The organism is Synechococcus sp. CBW1108, assembly GCF_015840335.1.
Taxonomy (GTDB): Bacteria; Cyanobacteriota; Cyanobacteriia; order PCC-6307; family Cyanobiaceae; genus Cyanobium_A.
The window spans coordinates 1987855-2009639 of record NZ_CP060395.1 but is presented as its reverse complement, the minus strand read 5'-3'; the positions used below and the strand labels follow the sequence as shown (position 1 = coordinate 2009639).

The window sequence follows — 21785 nt, the reverse complement described above, 5'->3', positions numbered from 1 at the left end:
ACAATCGAATCACCATGATTAACGCTTTGCCCCTGCAGCTGCCCGGCAACGGCACGCCGCGTGCCCTGCGCTGCAGGGTGCTGCAGTCGCCGCTGGCTGGGGTGAGCGATCGCATCTTCCGCGGCCTGGTGCGGCGCTGGGCGCCCGATGCCCTGCTGTTCACCGAAATGGTGAACGCCACCAGCCTGGAGCTGGGCTTCGGTCTGCAGAAGGTGGAGGAGCTCAGCAGCGAGAGCGGCCCGATCGGCGTGCAGCTGTTTGATTACCGCACCGCCGCCATGGCCGAGGCGGCCAAGCGGGCCGAAGCCGCCGGCGCCTTCCTGATCGACATCAACATGGGCTGCCCGGTGAAGAAGATCGCCAAAAAGGGCGGCGGCAGCGGCCTGATCCGCGACCCCGAGCTGGCCGCCCGAATCATTGAGGCGGTAGCCGAAGCCGTGGCGATCCCCGTGACCGTGAAGACGCGGCTGGGTTGGTGCGGCAGTGAGGCCGATCCGGTGAGCTGGTGCCGCCAGCTGGAGAGCGCCGGCGCCCAGCTGCTCACCCTGCACGGCCGCAGCCGCGAGCAGGGCTTCAAGGGCAAGGCCGACTGGGGCGCCATCGCCGCCGTGAAGCGGGCGCTCACGATTCCGCTGATCGCCAACGGCGACATCAATACCCCGGAGGACGCGTTGCGCTGCCTGGCCCAGACAGGCGCCGACGGGGTGATGGTGGGCCGGGGCACCATGGGTGCCCCCTGGCTGGTGGGCCAGATCGATGCGGCCCTGGGCGGCCGGCCGATCCCGCCCACCCCCGGCCCCGCCGCGAAGCTGGCCCTGGCGGCCGAGCAGCTCCAGGCCCTGGTGGCGGCCAAGGGCGACCACGGCCTCTTGATTGCCCGCAAGCACCTCAGCTGGACATGCACCGGCTTCCCCGGCGCCCCCCAGTTGCGCCACGCCCTGATGCGGGCCCCCACCCCGGCCGAAGCCCTGGCGCTGCTGCAGCGGCAGCTGTGATCCAGCTCTGGCCCTGGCTGCTGCTGCTCTGGCCCCTATGGCTGAGCCGCCGGCCGGAAGCGAGCAGGCCCCTGTGGATGCGACGCAGCCTGTTGCTACTGCTCACTCTGCTCACTGTCCGATACCTTTGCTGGCGAGTCACCGGCAGCCTCAACCTGGCCACACCCCTGGCGGCCCTGTTCAGCCTGCTGCTGCTGGCCGCTGAGGCCTGGCTCCTGCTCAGCGGACTTGTGCCACTGCTGCTGGGCTGGCGCCGCTTCGACGATGGCCGTGCCGCCGCCGATCGGGCCGAGGCCCAATGGCGCAGCAGCGACTGGCGCCCCTGGGTGGATGTGCTGATCCCCACCTGCGGTGAGCCCCTGCCCGTGCTGGAGCGCTGCCTGCTGGGCTGCACCGGCCTCGACTACCCGCATCGCACCATCTGGGTATTGGACGATGGGGGCCTGCCGGAGGTGGCAGCGCTCGCCGCTGCCCATGGCTGCCGCTACCACCACCGGCCCCAGCGGCTGCTTGCCAAGGCCGGCAACCTCAACGCCGGCCTGGCGCTGGGCGGCGGCGACCTGGTGGCCGTATTCGACGCCGACTTCGTGCCCCAGCGCCACTTCCTCGATCGCACCATCGGCCTGCTGTTGGATCCGGCCGTGGCCCTGGTGCAGACCCCCCAGTGCTTCATGAACGCCGATCCGGTGCTGCGCAACCTGGAGCTGGAGCCCTGGTTGCTGCCCGATGAAGAGAGCTTCTATCGCTGGATCGAGCCGGTGCGCAGCGCCTGGGGCGCGGTGGTCTGCGCCGGCACCAGCTTTGTGGTGCGCCGCTCAGCCCTCGACCAGATCGGCGGCTTTGTTGAGGGGGCCATCTCGGAGGACTTCGTCACCGGCATCGCCCTGGCGGCCCGGGGCTGGCAACTGCGCTACCTGGGCGAGAAGCTCAGCGCTGGCCTGGCAACCGAAAGCATGCTCGACTTCGTGCGCCAGCGCCAGCGCTGGGCGGGCGGCACCCTGCAGGCCCTGCGCCTGCCCCAGGGGCCCCTGAGGGTGAAGGGGCTGGGCTGGGGCCAGCGCCTGGCCTACCTGGAGGGAGCGCTGCACTGGCTCAACACCCTGCCCAGGCTGGTCCTGCTGCTGCTGCCCCTGGGTATCGGCCTGTTGGGAGTGATGCCCGTGCGCTACAGCGCCATGGAGCTGCTCAGCCTGTTGCTGCCCCTCTGGCTGGCCCTGCTGCTGAGCGTGGGTTGGCTGAACCGCGGCAGTCGCCATGCCCTCCTGGCCGACCTGCCCGGCTGGGCCACGGCCATTCCCCTCAGCACCTGCGTTCTGCAGGGGATCTGGGGGCGGGTGATGCCCTTTCGCATCACCCCCAAACACCGGGTACGGCATCGGGGCGGCATCGATCCGCTGCTGGGCTGGCCCCTGCTGCTGCTCCTGCTGCTGAATGGCTTCAACCTGGCTGCCATCGGCCTGGCCCTAGGCACCAGGGGGGCCAATCCGCAACTTGCCCTGGGATTGCTGTGGGCAGGCCTGAATCTGCTGGGGCTGCTGGTGGCCCTGCGGGCGAGCTGGGACCGCCCCTGCCCCGATCCCACCCCCTGGTTGGGCATCAAAGTGAACGTGAGCCTGTGGGGGCCAGAGCAGCAGCAACTCAAGGGTCGGCTGACGGCCCTTGCGGAAACGGGAGCAGACCTGGTGCTGCCCGGCCCCGGCCCGGTGGGCCCGGGCTGGCGACTGGTGCTTGATACCGGGGCCGGATCCCTTCTCCCCCTTGATCTGGCCCCCTTGCCCGCGGCAGGTGAACTGCTGAGCGTGAGCTGGGCTGGGGAGGCCAGGGCCAGCGTGGTCGAGTTGCGGCGCTGGCTGTTCAGCCGGCCGGGCGCCTGGCCAGATCGCCTCGCTCCGCCGGAATGGCCAGCGCTGCTCGCCCTGCTCAGACAACTGGCGCGGCGGCCCGTCGCCCCCGGACCCGGCCGTCGAAGCCTGGTGCACCAGCAGCTGCACCCTGGGCCTGGGCCTGGGGACAGCGGCGGGCGTTGAAGTCGCAGGCGTAAATCGCCGGCTTCTGCCAGCTCAGGGGAATCTCGAGCAGGTCTCGCGTGCCGGTAATGGCCTGCACCGCCAGCAGCACCGCCGCCAGCACGTTGGCACTCACATGCAGGCGCCGCATGCGGGGCGAACGCTGGATTTCCGGGCGGGAGGCCATGGCCAGCAGCAGCAGGCCCGTGAGCAGGGCCCCACTCCAGTAGTGGGAACTCCAGAAGGCCCCACTGAAGGGGTTATCGGACACCCGCCAAATTTCCGGCTGGCTGCCCAGGCCCAGCAACCCCGCCCAGGTGAGCAGGGCAAAGCTCGCCCGCAGGGCTGGCCGCCGCACCCGCCCCAAAGCCAGCAGGGCCAGCAAGCTGCCGAGGGCCACCAACACCAGCAGGGCCAACCGGCCCTGCCCGCCAACAAAGGGGGTGCCGGGGTCAAACCAGCGGCTGAGGAAGGAGTACACCAGGGCGATCAGCACGGCCACCACGACCCCGCCAGCGAGCCAGCGGCCGTGGTCGGCATGTTCCTGGGGCACGGTGAGGGGCTGCCTGCTCAGCCCTAGGCGCCGCTCCCGCGCCAGTAGGCCCAGCCGCACCGTGGCCCCAACCACCGGATAGACGAACAACACCGCGAGCACCGGATGCAGCAGGGCAAACCAATCGATCGGGGTCATCGCTACGGAAGCTCTGCGGAGAAGTCTGACCATCCCTGGCCCTGGCGGCCATTACTGGTCAGGGGCGCAACTCAGGGCAGCACCGCCGGCCAGCTCTGGCGGATCAGCAGCAGGGAGAAGTAGGGCTGCTCGTCGGCGGGCACCTCAGCCGCCGGCGCCAGCAGCTGGTCGGGCCAGCCCACCCGCTGGGCAAAAAGACTGGCGGCCAGCAGCCCCCGCTCCGCCAGCAGCGGACGCACCCAGGCCCAGCGGTGGCCAAGCTTGAGCAGGGCCAGCACCATGCCCTCGCCGCAGGCTCTCTGCAGCAGGGCCGCCAGCTCCTCGGCGCCGTCGGGGGTGGGCCGGATCAGCAGGGCGTCCTGCTGCAGGGCCAGGGGCCAGGGCAATCCCTGGGAGGAGGCTGCCGCGGCGGCCGCCGCCACCGCGGTGATGCCCGGAATCACCGCCACCGGACAGGCCGGATGGCGTTCAGCCAGGGCCAACAGGGCGTAGGAGGCACTGGCATAGAGGGAGGCATCCCCCTCACACAGCAACACCACCGCCTGGCCGGCGGCCACCTCAGCCGCCAGAGCTGCGGCGGCGCTGTGCCAGGCAGCCTGGCGCGGTTCGGCGCCAGCCACCATCGGAAACAGCAGCGGCAAGCGCCGCTGCTGGGGCCCGATCCAGGGGGCGGCAATGCGGGCAGCCATGCCATCGGCACCCTCCCGGGCCACCGGGTAGGCCACCACCGCCGCGGCCCCGATCGCACGCACCGCCGCCACCGTAAGCAGCTCCGGATTGCCTGGCCCTACCCCCACCAGGGTGAGCCCCGCCGCCGCCAGCTCTCCTGGGAATTCTGCCGAGGACACCGCTGGCCTGCTGCTGCTGCCTTTCTAGGGTGGGAATTGAAAGAGCCCTGGCCAAATGAGTCTCCTGCAGGTGTTTGCCACCGACCCGGCCGGACCAGCCTCCCCCAGCCTCTGCAGCAGCGATCCGGCCCAGATCGCCGCCACCCTGGCGCCACTGGGCATCGGCTTTGAGCGCTGGCAAGTCAAAGCCCCCCTGGCCCCAAACGCCGATCCGGCCGCGATCCTGGCCGCCTACAGCGCCGAAATCGCCCAGGTACAGACCGGCGGGTCGTACCCCACGGTGGATGCGATCCGCATGACGCCGGAGCACCCCGACCGCCAGGCCCTACGTCAGAAGTTTCTTGCCGAGCACATCCATAGCGAAGACGAAGTGCGCTTCTTCGTAGAGGGCCAGGGCCTCTTCTGCCTGCACATCGGCGTTGAGGTGCTGCAGCTGCTCTGTGAAGCAGGCGACTGGATTTCCGTGCCCGCTGGCACAAAGCACTGGTTTGACATGGGCCCAGAGCCCCACTTCTGCGCCCTGCGCTTCTTTGACAACCCCGAAGGCTGGGTGGCCCAGTTCAGTGGCGACCCAATCGCCGAGCGCTATCCGCGCCTCGACGAACTATCCGCACCTCGACGAACTTGAAAATTTGATTGGGCTTAAACGCCCCCAGCAAAGCTATTTTTGGCTCCCCGGGGCTGCGCAGACCCAATCACTGCACGGGCTCTAACGACAGGGGCTCTAACTGCAGAGTCGAATGGTCGATGCCCAGCTGGGCCAACTCAGCCTTTGCTATATGCAGCAGGGCCATGTCATCGACTTGCTGGGGATCGCGCAGGAGGTGCGCCGTCAGCGCCGTTTGGGAGGTGCTCATGCCCCAGATATGGATGTGATGCACCGCCGCCACCCCTGGTAGCGCGGTCAAGGTGCGTTCCACAGCGTCTCGATCGATGCCTGGTGGGATCCCGTCCAGGCTCACCAGAACCGACTGGCGCAGCAGGGTCCAACCGGTCCAGGCCACGGCCAAGCCCACCCCAATACCGGTGAAGGGATCGAGCCAGTGGATGCCGGTGAACTGAATCAAAAGGGCACTGACCAGCACCGCAGCACTCACCGCCGCATCGGTGAGCAGGTGCACCACCGCAGCTCGGCGGTTGAGATCGTGGCTGTGGTTGTGGCCAAACAAACGGGCCGAGCCCAGGTTCACCGCGATGCCCAACAGGGCCGCCACCGCCACCGGGCCAGGGGTTAGCTCCACCGGTTTGGCCAGTCTTTGTACGCCCTCCACGATCACAACGGCGGATGCCATCAAGATCAAGGCCGCGTTGATCATCGAGGCCAGCTGGGTGCTGCGGCCAAATCCGTAGGTGAATTGCCTGCTGGCGGGCATGGCGCTGAGGCGCTCGGCCCCCCAGCCCAGCAGCAATCCCGCCACATCGCCGAGGTTGTGCAGGGCATCACCGATCAGGGCCAAAGAGCCAAAGCCGATGCCAATCGCCAGCTGCAAAGCGGAGAGGCCGCTGTTGAGCAGCACACTCCAGCGAAAGGCGGCCGGATTGCCATCTCGATGTTCGTGCTGGATGTGGCGTGGCAGCCGTTGGCGACCGACCGCGCCTGCGTCCCCCGCAGTGGTGTAATTCCCCTGGGCCTCAGCCCCGGCGTAGCCGGGGCTGAGCGTCCGCACCTCAAGCGATCGGCTCAGCGGCTGGCGTTGCAAGGGGCGGGGCACCCCGCGAATTCAGCGCCTCGGGCGCTGGATTCGTGGGGACCCCGGGTGGGCAGGCCCGTTTCCCTGGTTCGAGTACCACCTCAACCAGACGAACCATGCCCAAGCACCATGCTGCCGTGCCTGAACTGGCGGCGCTACTCGATGGCAGCAGCGCCGGTGAGCTGATCCCCGAGCTGGCCCGCTACGGCCTGCAGCAGCTGATCGAACTGGAGGCCTCCGCTGTGGTCGGTGCCGATCGCCATGAGCGCAGCGAGGAGCGGGTCAACCAACGCAATGGCTACCGGCCTCGCACCCTGACCACCCAGGTGGGGGATCTCGCCCTGCAGATCCCCAAACTGCGAGCCGGCAGCTTCCTGCCCACGATCCTCGAGCCCCGCCGCAGGGTCGATCAGGCCCTGTACGCGGTGATCATGGAGGCCTACATCAGTGGCGTCTCGACCCGCAAGGTGGATTCCCTAGTGGCGGCGCTGGGTTCCCAGAGCGGCATCTCCAAGTCGCAGGTGAGCCGCATCTGTCAGGACATCGACCAGCAGGTGCAGGCGTTCCTGGGCCGGCCGCTGGAGAGCAGCAGCTACGCCTACGTCTACCTGGATGCCACCTACCTCAAGGGGCGCCTGGGCAAGGCCCAGCAGGTCTGCTCCCGCGCTGTCGTCGTCGCCATGGGGGTCAACGAGGACGGGCGCCGGGAGTTGCTGGGCCTCAAGGTGGGTAACAGTGAGAGCGAGCCCTTCTGGGCGGAGTTCATCTCCCACCTCAAAGAGCGGGGTCTGGGTGGCGTCAAGCTGGTGATCTCTGACGCCCACAGCGGCCTCACCAAGGCGATCCGCAGGCAATTGCAGGGCTGCGTCTGGCAGCGCTGCCGGGTGCATTTTGCCCGCAACCTGCTGCAGTGTGTTCCCAGGGCTCACCAAGGCATGGTCACCGCTGCCCTGCGCAGCGTGTTCGCCCAAGTGTCCCGCGTCAACCCCCTTGGCCGCTTGGCGTCAATCAAGTTGGCCGGTGAGGGGAACTGATTTCCCCCCGGTTGTCGCCGGCGACAACCGGGGGGAAATGGCGCTGGAGGCGACACGAATACTGAGCCATCCATCGCTCAGAGCCATTGCCAGCACTGACTTCCTCTGATCGGCACCAGGCGACAACCACGTTGGCCGGTTAGGCGCCGAGACCTCTGCTGAGCCTTGCCCTGGAGCGCACGAGCCGGCGGAACCCACGGTCCGCCGGCAGCGCGGAGCTCCCCGCCGGGATCTGGCACCATCGGCACCAGGTTGTCGCCGGACGACAATCTCCCGGGCTGTTCTCCGCTTCTCTACGGCTGCTGTGGCTATTTGCTGCCGCTGCGCCGGCTTGCTTGGGCGCGGCGGTGGCTGTCGCCGCTGATCTCGACGATGTGGCAGTGGTGCACCAGCCGGTCCACCGCCGCCACGGTCATTGAGCTGCTGGGGAAGATCTCATCCCAGGCGGTGAACGGCTGATTGGCGGTGATCAGCAGCGATCGGCGCTCGTAGCGGTGGCAGATCAGCTCAAACAGCACGCTGCTCTCCTGTTCATCCCGCCGCACGTAGCCGATGTCATCGATCAGCAGCAGCGGGTAGCGATCCAGCCGCTCCAGCGCTGCCGGCAAGTTGTAGTCGGCGCGGGCCTTCTGCAGCTCCTGCACCAGGCTCGTGGCGGGATAGAAGCGGCAGGCCTGATCCAGGCCGATCTGCGCCAGGGCGATGCCGATGGCCAGATGGGTTTTGCCCACACCGCTGGGGCCGAACAAGAGCACGTTTTCACTCCGCTGCAGCCAATCGCTCTGGCGGCTCAGAGCCTCCAGCTCCTGCCATCGGTGCGCCTCGATTCGGCCGCCATGGTCGTAATCCGCCAGCACCTTGCTCCAGGGCAGCTGGGCTGATCGCAGCAACCGTTGCTGGCGGGCCTGCTGGCGCTGCTCCACCTCCTGCTCACAGAGGGCATAGAGAAACTGGCTGGGGCTCCAGCCCTCGGCCTCAGCCTGTAAGGCGAGGCTCTGCCAGTGGGAGCGGAATCGCGCCAGCCGTAGCTGCCGCAGCAGCATCGGCAGGGCCGCCTCCACCGCCTGGGGTCTGGGCACTGAGGACGAGGAGGTCGTCATAGCTCTGCAGGCTGTGTTGGGGAATGCGTTGCGGTGGGTGGGGGCGATGGGGCGGCAGCCGGAAGCGTTGCTGCAGCGCCGCCAGCGACAGCCCTTGCCGTTGATGGGCCTTCTCGAGCCAACCCAGCACTGGCTCGTAGCCCGCCAGGCGGCAGCCCACATACAGCGCCTCGACCATCAATCGGGCGGCGGCGTCACGGTCACCGCCATTGCGCAGCTGCTGCCACAGCTGCCACCAGCGCTCATCGGGGAACAGCTCCCGCTGGTAACTGCAGTGCAGCAATGCCCGGGGTTTTCGCCTGAGCGCATCGATCAGGTGCTCCAGATCGATGCTCCATGCCCGCCCATGACGCTCGACACCGCCGTGGCGCCGCTCCAGTTCGCAGGCGATCTGCCGGCCCAGAAGCAGCTGCAGCCGGTCGTGGAAGATCCGCACCGTCAGCCGCTGGTCGATCAGCCGCGGCGGCACCGAATACACGACTCTGCGTACCTCGATCGTGCTGGTGCGCCGCACCGTGAGCTGTTCAATGTCGTAGTCGGCAAAACGAAACCGCGGTAGTGGCCGCAGCGCCGCCTGCTCCTGCTCCAGCCGGATCAGGCGCGGCCTGTTGTACTGGTCAATCACCGCGGCCAGAAAAGCCTGGTATTCAGCCAGCGACTCGAAATCACTGCTGCCGCGCAGCAGCAACGCCTGCTCGATCCGCCGCTTGAGATGGCCATGGGGACTCTCCACACGGCCGTTCTCATGCGCCACCCCCAGGTTGTTGCGGCTGTAGGCCAGGCTGTAGTGGCTGCAGAGGGCGTGATAACGGCGGGTGATGTCGGAGCTGAAACTGCCGTTGCGGTTACGGCACGCTGCTGATAACCGGTCGGTGCGCAGTTCACCTGGCACCCCGCCGCAGGCAGCCAGAGCGTTCTGCAGACCCTCGGAGAGGGCTGCAAAACTCTCGCCGCCCTGGACCACCTGCGCATAGCTCCAGCCGCTCCAGGCCAGGCGGTAGTGGAACAGCAGATGGGGGAACACCTGGCCGGCGATCGTCACCTCCACCCCCTTGAGCTGGGTGAAGTCACAGAAGGCAATTTCGCCAGGCTCATAGCTCAAAGGGAAGATCACCTCCGGCGCCGGGCCGTGCAGTGCCTTCCACTCCCGCACCCGGCGCTGCAGGGTGCGCTGTAGCGGAATCCAGTCCACATCAGGTTTCTGCTGCTGCAGATGCTCCAGGAGCGTGATCGGCGTCAGCGCGGGTGAGCGCTGCAGCAACGGCACCAGCTCCTCCTCCCATACCCCTACCAGCGGATCGGGGCGGGTGCGGCCACGGGGCTGGTTCGCCCGCGGCTGCAGCTGATTGCATTCAATCCGGCGAGCACTGCGCACTGAGATGCCCGCCGCCGCGGCAGCAGCCTCCTGGCTGCTGCCGCCTCGTCGTTTCGTCATGAACAGATTGCGTTGGTGGCTTGTCAGTGGTGCCGGCATCACCTGGTCCCTGCGCATCGGCACCAGGGTCTCCAGCACTCACCCCACCGGCCAACGAGCTTGTCGCCGACCGGCCAACTTCATTGTCGGCGGACACCCAAGAAACCGCTGAGGAGATCGAGTCGCGCTGGGATGATCTGGCGGCCACGCTGGCGGAGCGCTTCCCCAAGGCCGCTGCGCTCATGCACGAGGCCAAGGAGGACGTGCTGGCTTTCCGCCACTTCCCCAAGGACCACTGGCGCAAGATCTGGAGCACCAACCTGCTGGAGCGGGTGAACGAGGAGATCAAGCGCCGCACCAGGGTCGTGGGCATTTTTCCCAACGACCCTGCGATCATCCGCCTAGTCGGGGCGGTGTTGCTGGAGCAACACGAGCACTGGCAGCTGGAGGGCCGCCGCATGTTCTCCGCCGAGAGCATGGCGACCATCCCCGAACTGGGCGACACCCCTACCCTCCAGGCCGCCGGCGCCTGAGAGCTGCAGGAAACAGGCCCCAGGTGATCGAGGCTGCAGCGCCTCTACAGGGCGCAGCGGTCTTGATCGCCGCCCGGGGGCCGGGGCAACAACCTGTGGCTGGTGCCAGCCACTCCAGAACACAACACATCCGCGATCGGGCGAAAGACTTGACAAGTCAATCGCCCTTGATTCAAGGTGAAAAAACGAGGTGCATCTGCGCCTCCGGAATGACAGCCCGTCATTCCACCCTGTTCACCCTCTGATCAGGGCATTCGGGCCTCGGGTTTTACACCACGCAAAGGGACGCGGTCCCGACCGCTGGATGACTCATGGGCTTTTTAGGTCGGTTTTGCTGTGCTGCCTGCCGAAACTCTTGGCCAAGATCCCATGCCACTTGGGGCCATTCCCTGCAGCATTGGGCAGCTTATTCACTTGGCTTTCGCCTTGAGGGATACCCGTTCTGGCCTGGTTGTGGCACTTGGCAGTTGGCTGGCACTGGGCAGGTGGCTGGTGCTGGGCCTGCTATTCGGGTTGGCGATGGGGCCATACCAGGCGCTCTCGGAACTCGGTTTCCGGATACAAGCAGCTCTTTGGCTCTCGGCTGAGCCCCAGTTGCTGCTCGGCTGCTTGCTGGTGTTTGGGGCCACCAGCCTGCTGGTTCTTCTGGCCTGGGGGCCGCTGGCTGGCGGCCGCGGAGGCGGCACCGCGGCGTTGCTCGCCCTCGATCGCGCCTCCCAGTCCGAAGGCAAGGCGGTTGAGCTGCACTGGCTGCAGCAGCTCAACCTGGCCACCCAGCTGCAGCGGCTGCCCTTGATGTTGCTCACCCATCTGGGGGGCCTTTCAGTGGGAGTGGAGTCGCCATCAGTGGCTCTGGGTGCCAGCTTGCTGCTGGCGATTCGCAGGCGCTGGCCCGGGTTGCAGCCCCTGGCCTCTCTCTCGCCCCAGCTGTTGGCCGTGATCGGCGGCGCGGCCGGATTGGGGGCGGCGTTTCGCTCGCCCCTGCTGGCCGTTGCCTACGGCTTGGAAGAGCTGGGCCAGCGCAGTGGTCTGCCACTGGTAATGCCGGCCCTGCTGCTGGCAGGTAGCGGCACCCTGGTGGCCACCACCATGGGGCAGCCCGCTCGCCTGCCTGGCCTAGCGCTGGGTTCCCTGGCAACGGGGGGCTGGGGCTGGGCCGTGCTGCTCACCCTGGTGGGCACTGCTGCCGGCGCCCTATTCATGCGTTTGTTACTGCCGGCGGCTGCAGGGGTGAAGCAATTGCTGGGGCAGCGGCGGCTCCTCGGCGCCTTGATCCTGGCGGGCTCACTCAGCCTGCTGGCCCTTGTCAGTGGCGGCCTCAGTCTCAACGACGGCTCCCTGTCGCTGGCTGCTGCGCTTTCTGGGGAAACGGTGGGCTCCCCAGCCATCTGGCTTTGGCGCTTGCTCTCCAGTGTGCTCAGCCTGGCGCTAGGGGCTCCCGGCGGGCTGATGCACAGCAGCATGACCCTCGGAGCCCTGTTAATCAGTCCGCTGCAGGGGCTGCCCGGGCTCGACAGCAGCGACCTGGCCCAGTTGGCTGCGGTAGGGGCCACGGCTCTGTTCGCCGCTGCCCATGGGGCGCCGTTCTTCTGCGCGGCCTTCGTGTTCACCCTGCAGGGTGATCCGGCCCTGCTGCCCTTGCTTTTGCTGGTGGCCGCGGTGGCCGCGGCCTTCGGCGAGCGCTGGCGGGGTGAGGGCTGGAACGAACACCAGGTGCGGATGCTGCTGGAGCAGCAGCCCAGCGTCCCTCAGAACCCCAGCGCGACCCCATCGAGCCGGTGATCCACGCTTGCCCTCTAGTTTTCTCCAGCCCGGAACTTCCCAGGGCCTGCCCAGGGGGTGGAGTTTGGCTGAGCCTCCATGGTTCGGTTGAAGATCCCCAGCTCCACCCCAACCGAGTGCATCCGCACCTGGGCGGGATCGGCCCTGGGTCCAGCCAGGGCTGTGGGCTACGACTACGGGCCTCGATCAGGCCGGCCACCAGAGAGGAAGCCAGCATCCGCTCGGGCTCGCCAGCGCCGCACCCAGCTGCAAACTTGACAAAAACACAAAAGCTTACTGGCGCGAAGGTATTTTGTAACCGTTCAGGGGTCGGGACTGCTCAGTGCGAACATTGTCCCTGCTGAACCCTTGACGGCAGCTTTATTACCGGTTGCATCTCAGGCAGAGACTGCTTGTGATGAGCACACCTCCGGCCGGAATTTCAGAAGCTGACTGGGAGACCTGGCCGGCTGGTGCAAGAGAGCTGATCCTTTCCCAGCATGAGGAGATTGAGCTGCTCCGCAGCCAACTCACCGCCCTGGCGAGCGAGCTGGCCAGCCTGCGGGAGCGGATTGGTCGCAGCTCCCGCAACTCCACCTAGCCGCAAGGCTTCTGCGCAGCAGCAACCTCCCTCCAGCGATGGACCCGGGTTTAAGCCGCCGGAGCGACGCAAGGGCAGTGGCCGCAAGCGCGGTGGCCAGCCGGGCCATCCTGGATCCGGCCCGGAGCTGCTGCCAATTGAACGGGTGGATGAGGTGGTGGAGCACCACCCGGATGCCTGCCGCCGTTGCGGCACGTTGCTTGAGGGCGAGGATTCAGATCCGTTGCGCCATCAGGTGATCGAAATCCCGCCGATCACGCCGCTGGTGATCGAGCATCGGTTGCATCGCCTGGTCTGCCCCTGCTGCTCCACCAGCACCTGTGCGCCATTGCCGGCTGATGTGGAAGCCAGTCAGTACGGTCCCCCAGGCTCAGTGCCCTGGTGGGTCTGCTGGGCAGCGTCTTTCGTTTGAGTTTCAGCAAGACCCAGGCGCTGCTCGATCAGCTGCTAGGGGTGGAGATCAGCCGTGGGGCGATTGCACGGATCCGCCATCGCCTGAGTGCAGCATTGGCCGAACCGATGGCCCAAGCGCTGCGGGCCGCCCGTCAGCTGCCGGTGGCCTACGTCGACGAAACTGGCGCCCCCACCGGCAACGCCGACGGCAACAATCCCACTGGAAAGCGGGGCTGGCAGTGGGTCATGGTCACCGCCGTGGTGACGGTGTTCATCCAAGGGCTGAGTCGATCGACGACCGCTGCCATCGAGCTGCTGGGGAACGCCTTTGGCGGGATTGTGGTGAGCGATCGCTTCTCGGCCTACAACCACCTGCCCACCAAGCAGCGCCAGCTGTGTTGGGCCCACTTAATCCGCGATCTAACGGCCATCGCCAAACGCCCGGGCGCCAGCACTGAATTTGGAGCAAAGCTGCTGGGCCTGCAGCAGCAGCTATTTGGCCACTGGCACAACTACAAGCAGGGAAAGATTGACTGGCCCGCCTTGCAGCAAAGCTGCCGGCCGATTCGCCAGACCTTTGAGGCCACGTTGCAGCGGGTAGTGGAGCTGGGCTACCAGCGCAGCGAGCGAACGCCGTGGGCCAGCACGGTGCGCACCTGCCGAAAGCTCTTGAAGATGACAGGTGAATTGTGGACCTTCCTGGACATCGAGGGAATCGAGCCCACCAACAACGCCGCAGAACGTGCCCTGCGCCAATCGGTGATTCAGCGCAAGATCAGTCACGGCGTCCAATCAGCCAGCGGTGCCATCTGCCGCAGCCGCCTGCTCACAGTCACCACCACCCTTAGGCAACAGGGGCGGGATGTCTGGGAGTTCCTCGAGCAGGCCTGGATCTCCCATCACCGCGGTGGGGTGATGCCGTCACTGCTGAGCGACCCCTGAGGGAAGAAGAACGAGCAAGGAAGAGTTTCCGATCGCTCAGCGGTGAGTGATCAGGCTTGCATTCGTGCGGCCGGGCGTCCCGACCCCTGAACGCATACGGTATTTTTGCGCTAAATCGCATAAGCGATGAAGAGGCTTAAGTCCACAAGATTTGCCCCCCAAGCAATGCCCGCCCAATCCGCTTCAGGCCGAACCCAGGGATCCCTTTAGCCGCAAAAAGCGTTTACCTACCTGCGATCTGATCTGATGCTCCCTAGTGACAAGCCTGGAACATCCAGCCAAGCCGCCTATTTTATCGCCACAGGCGCCGCTGTTCCCTGGAGCCAGGCTAATCAGATCAGAAATACAGCAGCACAGGGGCAAAGCCGCTGAAAAACCAACCAGACAAACAAGCCCTCCCAAGATGAAATTGCCCCCTTGATGGCGCCTACATATGTGCCAATAAGGAGGGAAAGTAACACCACATAGGCACCCAGGAGCAGAACGATGGCTTCCCTATCAACAACAATTGAATACGACGGAATTACCTGGACTATCACTGCCACAGAAATAGATGGGGGGCTTTCTTTTGACATCACCCCCAGCACAGATACGGCAGGCGACATTCGCGGCTTTTTCTTCGACCTGGAAACAATTGATACCGGCAGCTCACTGCAAAACGACACCGAATCCAGTGACGGCTTCAGCTGGTCTGGGGGCACGATTACAGGTGATGCCATCACCGAAACCCAGTGGGGAGAAAACCTGGTCAACGACCTTGGCAACGGGGCAAACATGAATGGCGAGGAGCCAAGTAATAGCCCGATAGAAGGCTATGAAGGTCCAGACATCTTCGACCTTGGCATTGAATTTGGGACACCTGGGGCCAAAGGCGACTTCATCAACAGCACAAGCTTCACCGTCACGGGAATGACCCTGGCAGACCTGGAAGATCAGTATTTCGGGCTGCGGCTGACATCCACGGCTCCAGATGGCGAAGGCAGCCTCAAGCTGGTGGGCCAGTTTCCCTCCTTGGATGGGGACGACCCCCTTTACCAGGGATTCACGCGCGGAAGCTGGCTGCACGGTTCCCGTTCAGACGATCTCACTGGCCTATTCGAAGGTTCCGCACCCACCTATGAAACCCTGTTCCTTAGCGGAAATACCGCTCTAACCTTCACCTCCGCAGGCAAAGGCAACCCGACCCTCGACAACCCGACACTTGAGCAGGTCTTGGGCCTCAATGGCGGCGGCCTCAACCAGTTCACCGCCCAATCCACCGCCGCCTATCTCAATGCCCTCTATCTCGAAGGAGATAACGACCCACTCACTTCCTATTCCCTCTCCTCTAAACAGGTCATGGAAATGACAAAGGCAGTGCTGAACGGGGGGTCATTGGGTGGGACCGTCGACCTCAGCGGCTACAGCTGGTATCAGGACACCAACGGCGTGCAGGGTTTTCAGCAAGCTGGCGTATAGGACGGCATAAATGGTGACACAGTTGTTTCCGGCCTAAACGGAATGGGCATGCAGGAGCTCACCAGCCTGTTTGACTTCTACAACAACTTCGGCAGCGATCCAGCCGCTTTCATGCTCAACCCAAGCCCCCAACCATTGGTGGTGTGATCTCAACCCCCGCCGAGTGCATCCGCACCTGGGCGGCATCGGCCCTGGGTCCAGCCAGGGCCTCTTTTTCCACGGCGGCCAACTGCTCCAGCCGGATCGCCGTGGCTTCCCGCCCGTAGCGGCCTTCCGCCAGCAGCCAGTAGAGCCCGAAATGGCGCGCTTCGCTGACCAGCAGCTCGCCGTACAGCGCCCTCAGCTCGCCATCGGGGCTATGGGCCGCCAGCAGGGCCATGCGCTCATGGCTGCGGGCCTCGATCAGGCCGGCCACCAGAAAGGAATCCAGCATCCGCTCGGGCTCGCCCTTGCGCACTGCCGCCGCGAGGGCGGCGCCATAGCCAGGCGCCGGCAGGGGCCGCAGCGCGATGCCACGGCGTTGCAGCAGCTGCAGCACCTGCTCGAAGTGCTCCAGTTCCTCGCGGGCCAGGGGGCTGAGCACCTCCCCCAGCTGCCCATCGCTGGGATAGCGGAACATCAGCTGCAGGGCCACACCGGCGGCCTTGCGCTCACAGTGGGCGTGATCGATCAGCACCAGATCGGGCTGGGCGATCGCCTGCTCCAGCCAAGCAACGCTGCTGGGGGCAGCCAGCCATTTCACCCGGGCAGGGGCGGTCAAGCCGCACCGCGCAGATGGGCCACCAGGCCCTCCAGGGCCAGGGTGTAGCTGGTGGGTCCGAAACCGCAGATCACCCCCACGGCCCTGTCGGCCAGGGTGGAATGGTGCCGGAAGGACTCACGAGCGTGGGTGTTGCTGAGATGAAGCTCCACAAAGGGGATCGCCACCGCAAGCAGGGCATCCCGCAGGGCGATCGAGGTGTGGGTGTAGGCCGCCGCATTGATCAGGATGCCGTCCACGCCGCCGCGGCCCTGGTGGATGCGGTCCACCAGGGCACCCTCGTGGTTGCTCTGGAAGCAGTCCACCAGCGCGCCGAGCTCCCCTGCCCGCCGCTGCAACGCGCCATTGATCTGCTCGAGGGTGGCACTGCCGTAGACCCCCGGCTCGCGCGTACCGAGCAGGTTCAGGTTGGGGCCGTGAAGGACAAGCAGCTGCATGGCAAGGGGGGGTTCTAAGCGTGTCCGGCTGGTAAGTTCTTGGGGTGTGGTTCGGGTCGGTGCCCGAGTGGTTAATGGGGGCGGACTGTAAATCCGCTGGCTCTGCCTACGTTGGTTCAAATCCAACCCGGCCCACCTTCCACATGCCCTTGTAGCTCAGTGGTAGAGCACTCCCTTGGTAAGGGAGAGGTCACGAGTTCAAATCTCGTCAAGGGCTTACAAAAAGAGGGGCTGGCACCGCTTCTCAAGCACAGTGGTACACCGGGTTTATTTGGGTGACCCTCCGCTGCCTGATCGTCGAAGACCAGGTCATGTTTCTGCAGCTGCTCTGCAAAATGCTGCAGGTGCTGCCGGGGTTGGAGGTGGTGGGTACCGCCACTAATTGCCATGCCGGCTGTGAAGCCTGTCGCAAACTCCGCCCAGATGCCCTAATCATCGATCTGGCCCTGCCCGACGGCGATGGCCTAGGGGTGGCCCGCTTCCTGCGGCTGCTCCGACCCGAGGCGAAGGCGCTGGTGCTCTCGGCCCATGCCAGCAGCTTTGTGTGCCCGGAGGAGCTCGAAGCGATGCTGATGGGAGTGGTGGATAAAACCTCCACCTACGAAACCCTGCGCGACGTAATCGAGGCCGCCCTGCTGCAAGAGACGCCCCAGGCCGCCGAAGCAAACGGGCCAGTGGCCGCGCTCACCCCACGCCAGCGGCAGATCTTCACCCTGATCGGCCAGGGCCTCAGTAACAAGGCGATCGCCCACGCCACCGGGCTGGCAGTTGCCACGGTGGAAACCCACCGCAAGGCCATTGCTCGCCACCTCAATTGCAGCGGAGCTGAGTTGGTGCGGCGGGCAGCCCTGGATCTGGGCCCGGTGCCATGAGGGGCAGGGGGCTGCGCAACCGGATCGTCTGGGCGACGAGCTTGCAGCTGCTGCTGGTGAGTGGGGCGGTGGGCGGCCTGGCCTATTTCAGCGGCCAACGCAGTGGCTTTGGTCTGGCCGAGGCCTACCGCCAGCAAGACGCCATCACAGACCTTTCTGAGCAGCTCTCGGGCCGCCTGGCGGCACCGCAGCTGATCAACAGCCTCAACGTGCTCGCCATCCAGCAGGGCCGGCTCTCCTTAAACGACTTCGACACCATGGGGCAGCGCTTCTGGAGTCAGATGCAGCTCTTCCCCGTGAGCAACATCAACTACGGCAGCGTTCGAGGGGAATTCCTCGGGGTGGAAAGGCTCGACAGCGGCGCCTTTGCGATCAACGAAGACGCGTTCGCCAGCCCCCTCGGCAAGGGCACGATGGGGGTCTACGAAATGGGAACAAAGGGACAACGGGGCGCCCTGCTGGAGTCAATTCCTGGCATGAGCGACAGCCACGAGGAGGCCTGGTACGTGGAAACGGTGAAGGCCGGCCAGCCCACCTGGAGCTCGATCTACCAGTGGGAAGACAAGCCCGAGGTGATGGCTATTGCCTTCAATCAACCTCTCTACGGCCCTGGGCGCCAACTGCTCGGCGTCATCGGCGTCGACTTCGTTCTCAGCCAGCTCAATACCTGGCTTGCGGAAGTCTGGAAAGACAGGAGCGGCTTCGCCTTGATCATGGAACGAAACGGCATGGTCGTGGCCAGCTCCCGGCCTGGCCTTACCAGCACGGGCACGGGCTCCAAAACCAAACGAGTGCGGCTGGAGCAACTGCCCGATCCCCTGGTGCAGGCCACCCTCCGCCGCCTGCAGGAGGTGGGTGGTCTCGCTGCCCCCAGCTCCCTAGCCAGCACCCAGACCGTGCAATACGGGGGCAGCACCTACCTGGTAGGCCTCCATTCCTGGGGCCAAGCGGAGAAGCTCGACTGGCTGCTGATCACAGCCCTGCGCTCAGATCAGATCGTGCAGGCCAGTCAGCGCTACGCCCTGATCGCCCTGCTGCTGAGCCTGGGGGCGGTAGCCACCGCGGTGGTAGTGACGATCCGCGTGAGCGACTGGCTGCTGGCGCCGCTGGAGCGGCTGCGCAGGCGCTGCCAGAGCGCCTCCGAGCAGGTGGGCCAGGGGGACGCAAATCTTGTATTTGAAGCAGAGCTGCCCAAGGGCAGCGCCAGAGAGATAGAGGCTGTTTCCCAGGCGTTCGGAGCCCTGGTAAAGCGGCTGAGCCAGGCCCGGCGACAACTCGCTGAAGCCATCGAACGGGAGCGAATCAAGGACGCCCAGACCGTGTTGGTGCTGGAAGACAAGCTCAAAAGCAGCCTGCAGGCCGCAGCCATTGCCCACGAAATCAACCTGCCCCTAAGCACCCTGCTACTGAACAGCAAATTGCTGCTGCACCAGCAAGAAGCTCCCCTGCCCACCAACCTGAACGAGCACCTCCAGGCGATCGCCAGCAACGCCGATGAGGTCGTAACGACGATTGAAAAGATGCACACCCTGCTGCGCAATGTGCAGACCCACCAGCGGCGCCTCAACCTGGCCAACGTGGCCCGCAGCGCCCTGCTCTACGCAGGCCCGAGCCTCAAGGCCGCAGGCATCAGGGTGCAGCGCGAAGGCCTCGAAACCAGCCTGGCGGTGCTGGGGGATGCGGCCCAGATCCAGTTAGCCGTGGTCAACCTGCTGCGCAATGCCCTTGAAGCGCTGGAGACAGCAGCCCCTGCGACAGCCACCCCTCCCACCATTGCGGTGCGGCTACAAAGCGAAGGCGACACGGTGGTGCTCAGCGTGGCCGACAACGGCCCGGGGTTCCTGGCACCGCAAACGGCCCTGGCACCCCTGGAAACCAGCAAGGCCAATGGCAGTGGCCTGGGCTTGTTTGTGGTGCAGACCACCATGGAAAACCATCGCGGCTCCCTGGCGATTGGCCGCTCCAACCTGGGCGGCGCCGAAGTGCGACTGACTTTTCCCGCCGCTCCGGCCCCGCTTATTACCCAATAGGAGGTTGGAGGTTACCCAATAGGGGGTAGGAGGCGGTTTGTGGGCGTGTACCAATTCATAAGGTTGCTGCACTGCGCGGTAGCAGTTTGCGCGACGTCCTGCTAAACGGGTTGCCCGTTCTGGATCTGCTGGAGATCACTGCCAGCACTTCGGTTGTGGCAGCCCTGACCAACTGCGACCAAAGCTCCGTTTCACGCCTGTACCGCCGCGTCAGCAATCAGCTCGGCCTGGATTTCCGCAAAGCCAACGGCCAGTACCGGGCCCACGCCAACCACGCCGTCTTGGCCTCCCTGCGGCAAGCCTCCCAGCTGCTGCGTCTTGGCAAGGGCCAGCTGCAATGGCAGGGCAACCCCCTGAATGTCCAGGCTCTCCAATCGATGGGAGGGGGCACCCTGGAGCTGGTGCGCGAGCGGGTGCTGGATCTGGCCGTGGTCAACGGCCTCGACACCCTGCCGCCGGGCTGGGAGGACAGCCGCAAACCCTTTGCCTTCTGCGATCTGATAGCCATTGGGCTGGTGCGTTACCCAATCCAGCCCCGCTGCCAAGCCGGCTGCAGGGGCACCAACCTCGATGCAGTGGTGCTGCGCCAGGAGCATTTGGAGCAGCCGGCAGTGCAGGCCTTGATCAGCCAAATCCGCGCTGTTTACCTACGCGAATATGGGCAGTTGCCCGAGCTGGCCTGGCTCTGAGCAGCAGCAGTCGATGCCAAGGGTTGTCAGTCTGGGAATAGCCGTTGTTGCCTATGACCCCTAACCCACTTCTGAGCACCCCGATTGACGCCATGCGGGCCCCGGTGACCGCCGGCCTAAGCCGCAGCCTTGGTTGGCGACTGGAGCAGCTCGATCGCCTAGAGGGGCTGCTGCGCGACCACGAGGGGGAGGTGCTAAAGGCCCTGGCCGCCGACCTGGGCAAACCGCCCCTGGAGGCCAACTTCGAACTGGTGGGGGTGCGCAAAGAATTGGCCCACACCCGCCGGCAGCTGAAGGACTGGATGGGGCCAAGGCCTGTCGGGCTCGATCTGATTCTGCGGCCCAGCCAGGCCTGGATACAGGCCGAACCCCTGGGCTGCGTGCTGATCATCGGGCCCTGGAACTACCCCTTCAAGCTTTGCCTGCAGCCGCTGGTGAGCGCCCTGGCCGCGGGCAACACCGCCGTGCTCAAGCCGTCCGAACACGCGCCAAGCACCGCCGATCTGCTAGCCCGCTCCATCCCACAGGCCTTCTCCGCCGAGGTGGTGCAGGTGGTCAGCGGTGATGGGGCCGTGGCCGCCGAGCTGCTGGAGGAACGGTTCGACCACATCTTCTTCACTGGCGGTGGCCGGGTGGGGCGGTTGGTGCTGGCCGCTGCAGCCCGCCACCTCACCCCGGTCACCCTAGAGCTGGGGGGCAAAAACCCGGCGATCGTGCTGGCCGACGCCGACATCGCCACCACCGCGAGGCGCCTCGCCTGGGGTAAGGGGCTCAATGCCGGCCAGAGCTGCATCGCCCCCGACCACCTGCTGGTGCAAAGCCAGGTGGTCGGGGGCCTGGTGGCTGCCATCGCCGCCGAGTGGGCTCGCTTCTACGGCGCCGATCCCCTGGCCAGCGTGGATCTGGGCTGCATCGTCAACGACGCCCAGTTCAGTCGGCTCGAAGAGCTGCTGGCCGGAGCCCGCAGCCGGGGGCAGGTGCTGACAGGCGGACGCAGCGACCCCGCCCGGCGACGCATCGAACCCACCCTGGTGGCGGTGGAGAGCGGCGACGATCCGCTGATGCAGGCGGAGCTGTTCGGTCCAATCCTGCCGGTGCTCAGCGTGGCCAACCTTGAGACAGCCCTGGCCGAAGTGCGCAGCAGGCCCAAGCCCCTGGCCCTCTATCTGTTCAGCCACGACCGCACGGCCCAGCAGCGCACCCTGGCCACCACCAGCTCCGGCGGCGTCTGCTTTAACGACGTCGTGCTGCAGGAGGTTGCCGCTGCCCTGCCCTTCGGTGGAGTGGGGGAAAGCGGCATGGGCAGCTACCACGGCCGGGAGGGCTTCCTCACCTTCTCCCACCAGCGGGCGGTGCTGCGCCGCCCCTTCTGGCTGGATCTGCCCTTCCGATACCCCCCCTATGCCGGGAAACTGGCCCTAATGAGGTGGTTGCTGGGCTGATCCAAGCCTGGCCGATCAGCAGCTTTGATGCACAGATCGTCCAACGGCACTGGATCGGCCTAGGCAGGCCCCTTAACGTTCGGAGAGC

The 21785-nt window shown here is 65.9% G+C and carries 20 protein-coding genes, 2 tRNA genes and 1 pseudogene; 16 read left to right on the top strand and 7 right to left on the bottom strand.

Features of this window, described 5'->3' with window-relative positions:
* The first annotated feature begins 14 nt into the window (after nt 1–14).
* Together dusB and H8F27_RS10895 are read left to right on the top strand one after the other, a co-directional pair.
* On the top strand, nt 15–995 hold the full coding sequence (dusB, locus tag H8F27_RS10900) for a tRNA dihydrouridine synthase DusB (RefSeq protein WP_197148111.1): 981 nt from the start codon (nt 15–17) through the stop codon (nt 993–995).
* Entirely contained in the window at nt 992–3022 is a 2031-nt protein-coding gene (locus H8F27_RS10895) for a glycosyltransferase (protein ID WP_231596209.1), read from the top strand. Before dusB ends, H8F27_RS10895 begins: the two co-directional genes overlap by 4 nt.
* Here H8F27_RS10895 and H8F27_RS10890 read toward each other — a convergent pair.
* Complete coding sequence (locus H8F27_RS10890; RefSeq protein WP_197148109.1) at nt 2916–3692, bottom strand: DUF4079 domain-containing protein; 777 nt, start codon at nt 3690–3692, stop codon at nt 2916–2918. The two genes, H8F27_RS10895 and H8F27_RS10890, sit on opposite strands and share 107 nt — an antisense overlap.
* Nucleotides 3693–3763: 71 nt before the next feature.
* Nucleotides 3764–4540, bottom strand: coding sequence for a precorrin-2 C(20)-methyltransferase (cobI, locus tag H8F27_RS10885; protein ID WP_231596208.1), 777 nt, complete (start codon nt 4538–4540; stop codon nt 3764–3766).
* 55 nt (nt 4541–4595) lie between these two features.
* On the opposite strand from cobI, the gene H8F27_RS10880 reads away from it, so the two are divergent.
* On the top strand, nt 4596–5168 hold the full coding sequence (locus tag H8F27_RS10880; protein WP_197148108.1) for an acireductone dioxygenase: 573 nt from the start codon (nt 4596–4598) through the stop codon (nt 5166–5168).
* A 67-nt stretch (nt 5169–5235) separates the two neighbouring features.
* Here H8F27_RS10880 and H8F27_RS10875 read toward each other — a convergent pair whose 3' ends face one another.
* Nucleotides 5236–6252: a cation diffusion facilitator family transporter gene (locus tag H8F27_RS10875; protein WP_231596207.1), complete on the bottom strand. Its 1017-nt coding sequence runs from the start codon at nt 6250–6252 to the stop codon at nt 5236–5238.
* 95 nt (nt 6253–6347) lie between these two features.
* Between H8F27_RS10875 and H8F27_RS10870 the strand changes: the two are divergent.
* A pseudogene (locus H8F27_RS10870) lies at nt 6348–7199 on the top strand (IS256 family transposase); the annotation flags it as partial.
* 374 nt (nt 7200–7573) lie between these two features.
* Here the strand turns inward: H8F27_RS10870 and istB are convergent.
* Entirely contained in the window at nt 7574–8344 is a 771-nt protein-coding gene (gene istB / locus H8F27_RS10865) for an IS21-like element helper ATPase IstB (RefSeq protein WP_231596206.1), read from the bottom strand.
* A complete protein-coding gene (gene istA / locus H8F27_RS17625) occupies nt 8241–9878 on the bottom strand; it encodes an IS21 family transposase (RefSeq protein ID WP_231596205.1) in 1638 nt (545 codons plus the stop codon). Before istA ends, istB begins: the two co-directional genes overlap by 104 nt.
* 44 nt (nt 9879–9922) lie before the next feature.
* Here istA and H8F27_RS10860 point away from each other — a divergent pair, with 44 nt between their 5' ends.
* The 6 genes from H8F27_RS10860 (at nt 9923) to H8F27_RS10835 (ending at nt 15467) form a co-directional block, all read left to right on the top strand.
* Nucleotides 9923–10312, top strand: coding sequence for a transposase (locus H8F27_RS10860; RefSeq protein WP_231596204.1), 390 nt, complete (start codon nt 9923–9925; stop codon nt 10310–10312).
* A gap of 492 nt (nt 10313–10804) precedes the next feature.
* On the top strand, nt 10805–12094 hold the full coding sequence (locus H8F27_RS10855; protein WP_231596203.1) for a chloride channel protein: 1290 nt from the start codon (nt 10805–10807) through the stop codon (nt 12092–12094).
* Nucleotides 12095–12491: 397 nt separating this feature from the next.
* Nucleotides 12492–12674 (top strand): hypothetical protein, encoded by a 183-nt coding sequence (locus H8F27_RS10850; RefSeq protein ID WP_197147973.1) that lies wholly within the window; start codon nt 12492–12494, stop codon nt 12672–12674.
* Nucleotides 12646–13086, top strand: a complete 441-nt coding sequence (locus H8F27_RS10845) for an IS66 family transposase zinc-finger binding domain-containing protein (protein WP_197148105.1) — start codon at nt 12646–12648, stop codon at nt 13084–13086. Before H8F27_RS10850 ends, H8F27_RS10845 begins: the two co-directional genes overlap by 29 nt.
* Nucleotides 13056–14009, top strand: a complete 954-nt coding sequence (locus tag H8F27_RS10840; RefSeq protein WP_197148104.1) for an IS66 family transposase — start codon at nt 13056–13058, stop codon at nt 14007–14009. Before H8F27_RS10845 ends, H8F27_RS10840 begins: the two co-directional genes overlap by 31 nt.
* Before the next feature lie 486 nt (nt 14010–14495).
* Nucleotides 14496–15467, top strand: a complete 972-nt coding sequence (locus H8F27_RS10835; RefSeq protein ID WP_197148103.1) for a hypothetical protein — start codon at nt 14496–14498, stop codon at nt 15465–15467.
* A gap of 115 nt (nt 15468–15582) precedes the next feature.
* On the opposite strand, the gene H8F27_RS10830 is transcribed toward H8F27_RS10835, so the two are convergent.
* Both H8F27_RS10830 and aroQ read right to left on the bottom strand, forming a co-directional pair.
* Nucleotides 15583–16227: a tRNA-(ms[2]io[6]A)-hydroxylase gene (locus H8F27_RS10830; RefSeq protein WP_197148102.1), complete on the bottom strand. Its 645-nt coding sequence runs from the start codon at nt 16225–16227 to the stop codon at nt 15583–15585.
* Nucleotides 16224–16664: a type II 3-dehydroquinate dehydratase gene (gene aroQ, locus H8F27_RS10825; RefSeq protein ID WP_197148101.1), complete on the bottom strand. Its 441-nt coding sequence runs from the start codon at nt 16662–16664 to the stop codon at nt 16224–16226. Before aroQ ends, H8F27_RS10830 begins: the two co-directional genes overlap by 4 nt.
* 53 nt (nt 16665–16717) lie before the next feature.
* Between aroQ and H8F27_RS10820 the strand changes: the two genes are divergently transcribed.
* The 6 genes from H8F27_RS10820 (at nt 16718) to H8F27_RS10795 (ending at nt 21697) form a co-directional block, all read left to right on the top strand.
* Nucleotides 16718–16799, top strand: a tRNA-Tyr gene (locus tag H8F27_RS10820).
* Nucleotides 16800–16809: 10 nt separating this feature from the next.
* Nucleotides 16810–16881 (top strand) — tRNA-Thr (locus H8F27_RS10815).
* Nucleotides 16882–16939: 58 nt separating this feature from the next.
* A complete protein-coding gene (locus tag H8F27_RS10810) occupies nt 16940–17536 on the top strand; it encodes a response regulator transcription factor (RefSeq protein ID WP_231596202.1) in 597 nt (198 codons plus the stop codon).
* Nucleotides 17533–19566, top strand: a complete 2034-nt coding sequence (locus tag H8F27_RS10805) for an ATP-binding protein (protein WP_197148100.1) — start codon at nt 17533–17535, stop codon at nt 19564–19566. The genes H8F27_RS10810 and H8F27_RS10805 overlap by 4 nt, the downstream gene beginning before the upstream one ends.
* 110 nt (nt 19567–19676) lie before the next feature.
* Nucleotides 19677–20255, top strand: coding sequence for a hypothetical protein (locus H8F27_RS10800; RefSeq protein ID WP_197148099.1), 579 nt, complete (start codon nt 19677–19679; stop codon nt 20253–20255).
* Between the two features lie 53 nt (nt 20256–20308).
* Nucleotides 20309–21697, top strand: a complete 1389-nt coding sequence (locus H8F27_RS10795) for an aldehyde dehydrogenase family protein (protein ID WP_231596201.1) — start codon at nt 20309–20311, stop codon at nt 21695–21697.
* Nucleotides 21698–21785: the final 88 nt, after the last annotated feature.

Bases quoted from the DNA above. Each gene is read 5' to 3' on its own strand.
- H8F27_RS10805 (WP_197148100.1), top strand. From the start codon at position 17,533: ATGAGGGGCAGGGGGCTGCGCAACCGGATCGTCTGGGCGACGAGCTTG.
- H8F27_RS10890 (WP_197148109.1), bottom strand. From the start codon at position 3,692: ATGACCCCGATCGATTGGTTTGCCCTGCTGCATCCGGTGCTCGCGGTG.
- H8F27_RS10795 (WP_231596201.1), top strand. From the start codon at position 20,309: ATGACCCCTAACCCACTTCTGAGCACCCCGATTGACGCCATGCGGGCC.
- H8F27_RS10835 (WP_197148103.1), top strand. From the start codon at position 14,496: ATGGCTTCCCTATCAACAACAATTGAATACGACGGAATTACCTGGACT.
- aroQ (WP_197148101.1), bottom strand. From the start codon at position 16,664: ATGCAGCTGCTTGTCCTTCACGGCCCCAACCTGAACCTGCTCGGTACG.
- H8F27_RS10850 (WP_197147973.1), top strand. From the start codon at position 12,492: ATGAGCACACCTCCGGCCGGAATTTCAGAAGCTGACTGGGAGACCTGG.
- dusB (WP_197148111.1), top strand. From the start codon at position 15: ATGATTAACGCTTTGCCCCTGCAGCTGCCCGGCAACGGCACGCCGCGT.
- H8F27_RS10880 (WP_197148108.1), top strand. From the start codon at position 4,596: ATGAGTCTCCTGCAGGTGTTTGCCACCGACCCGGCCGGACCAGCCTCC.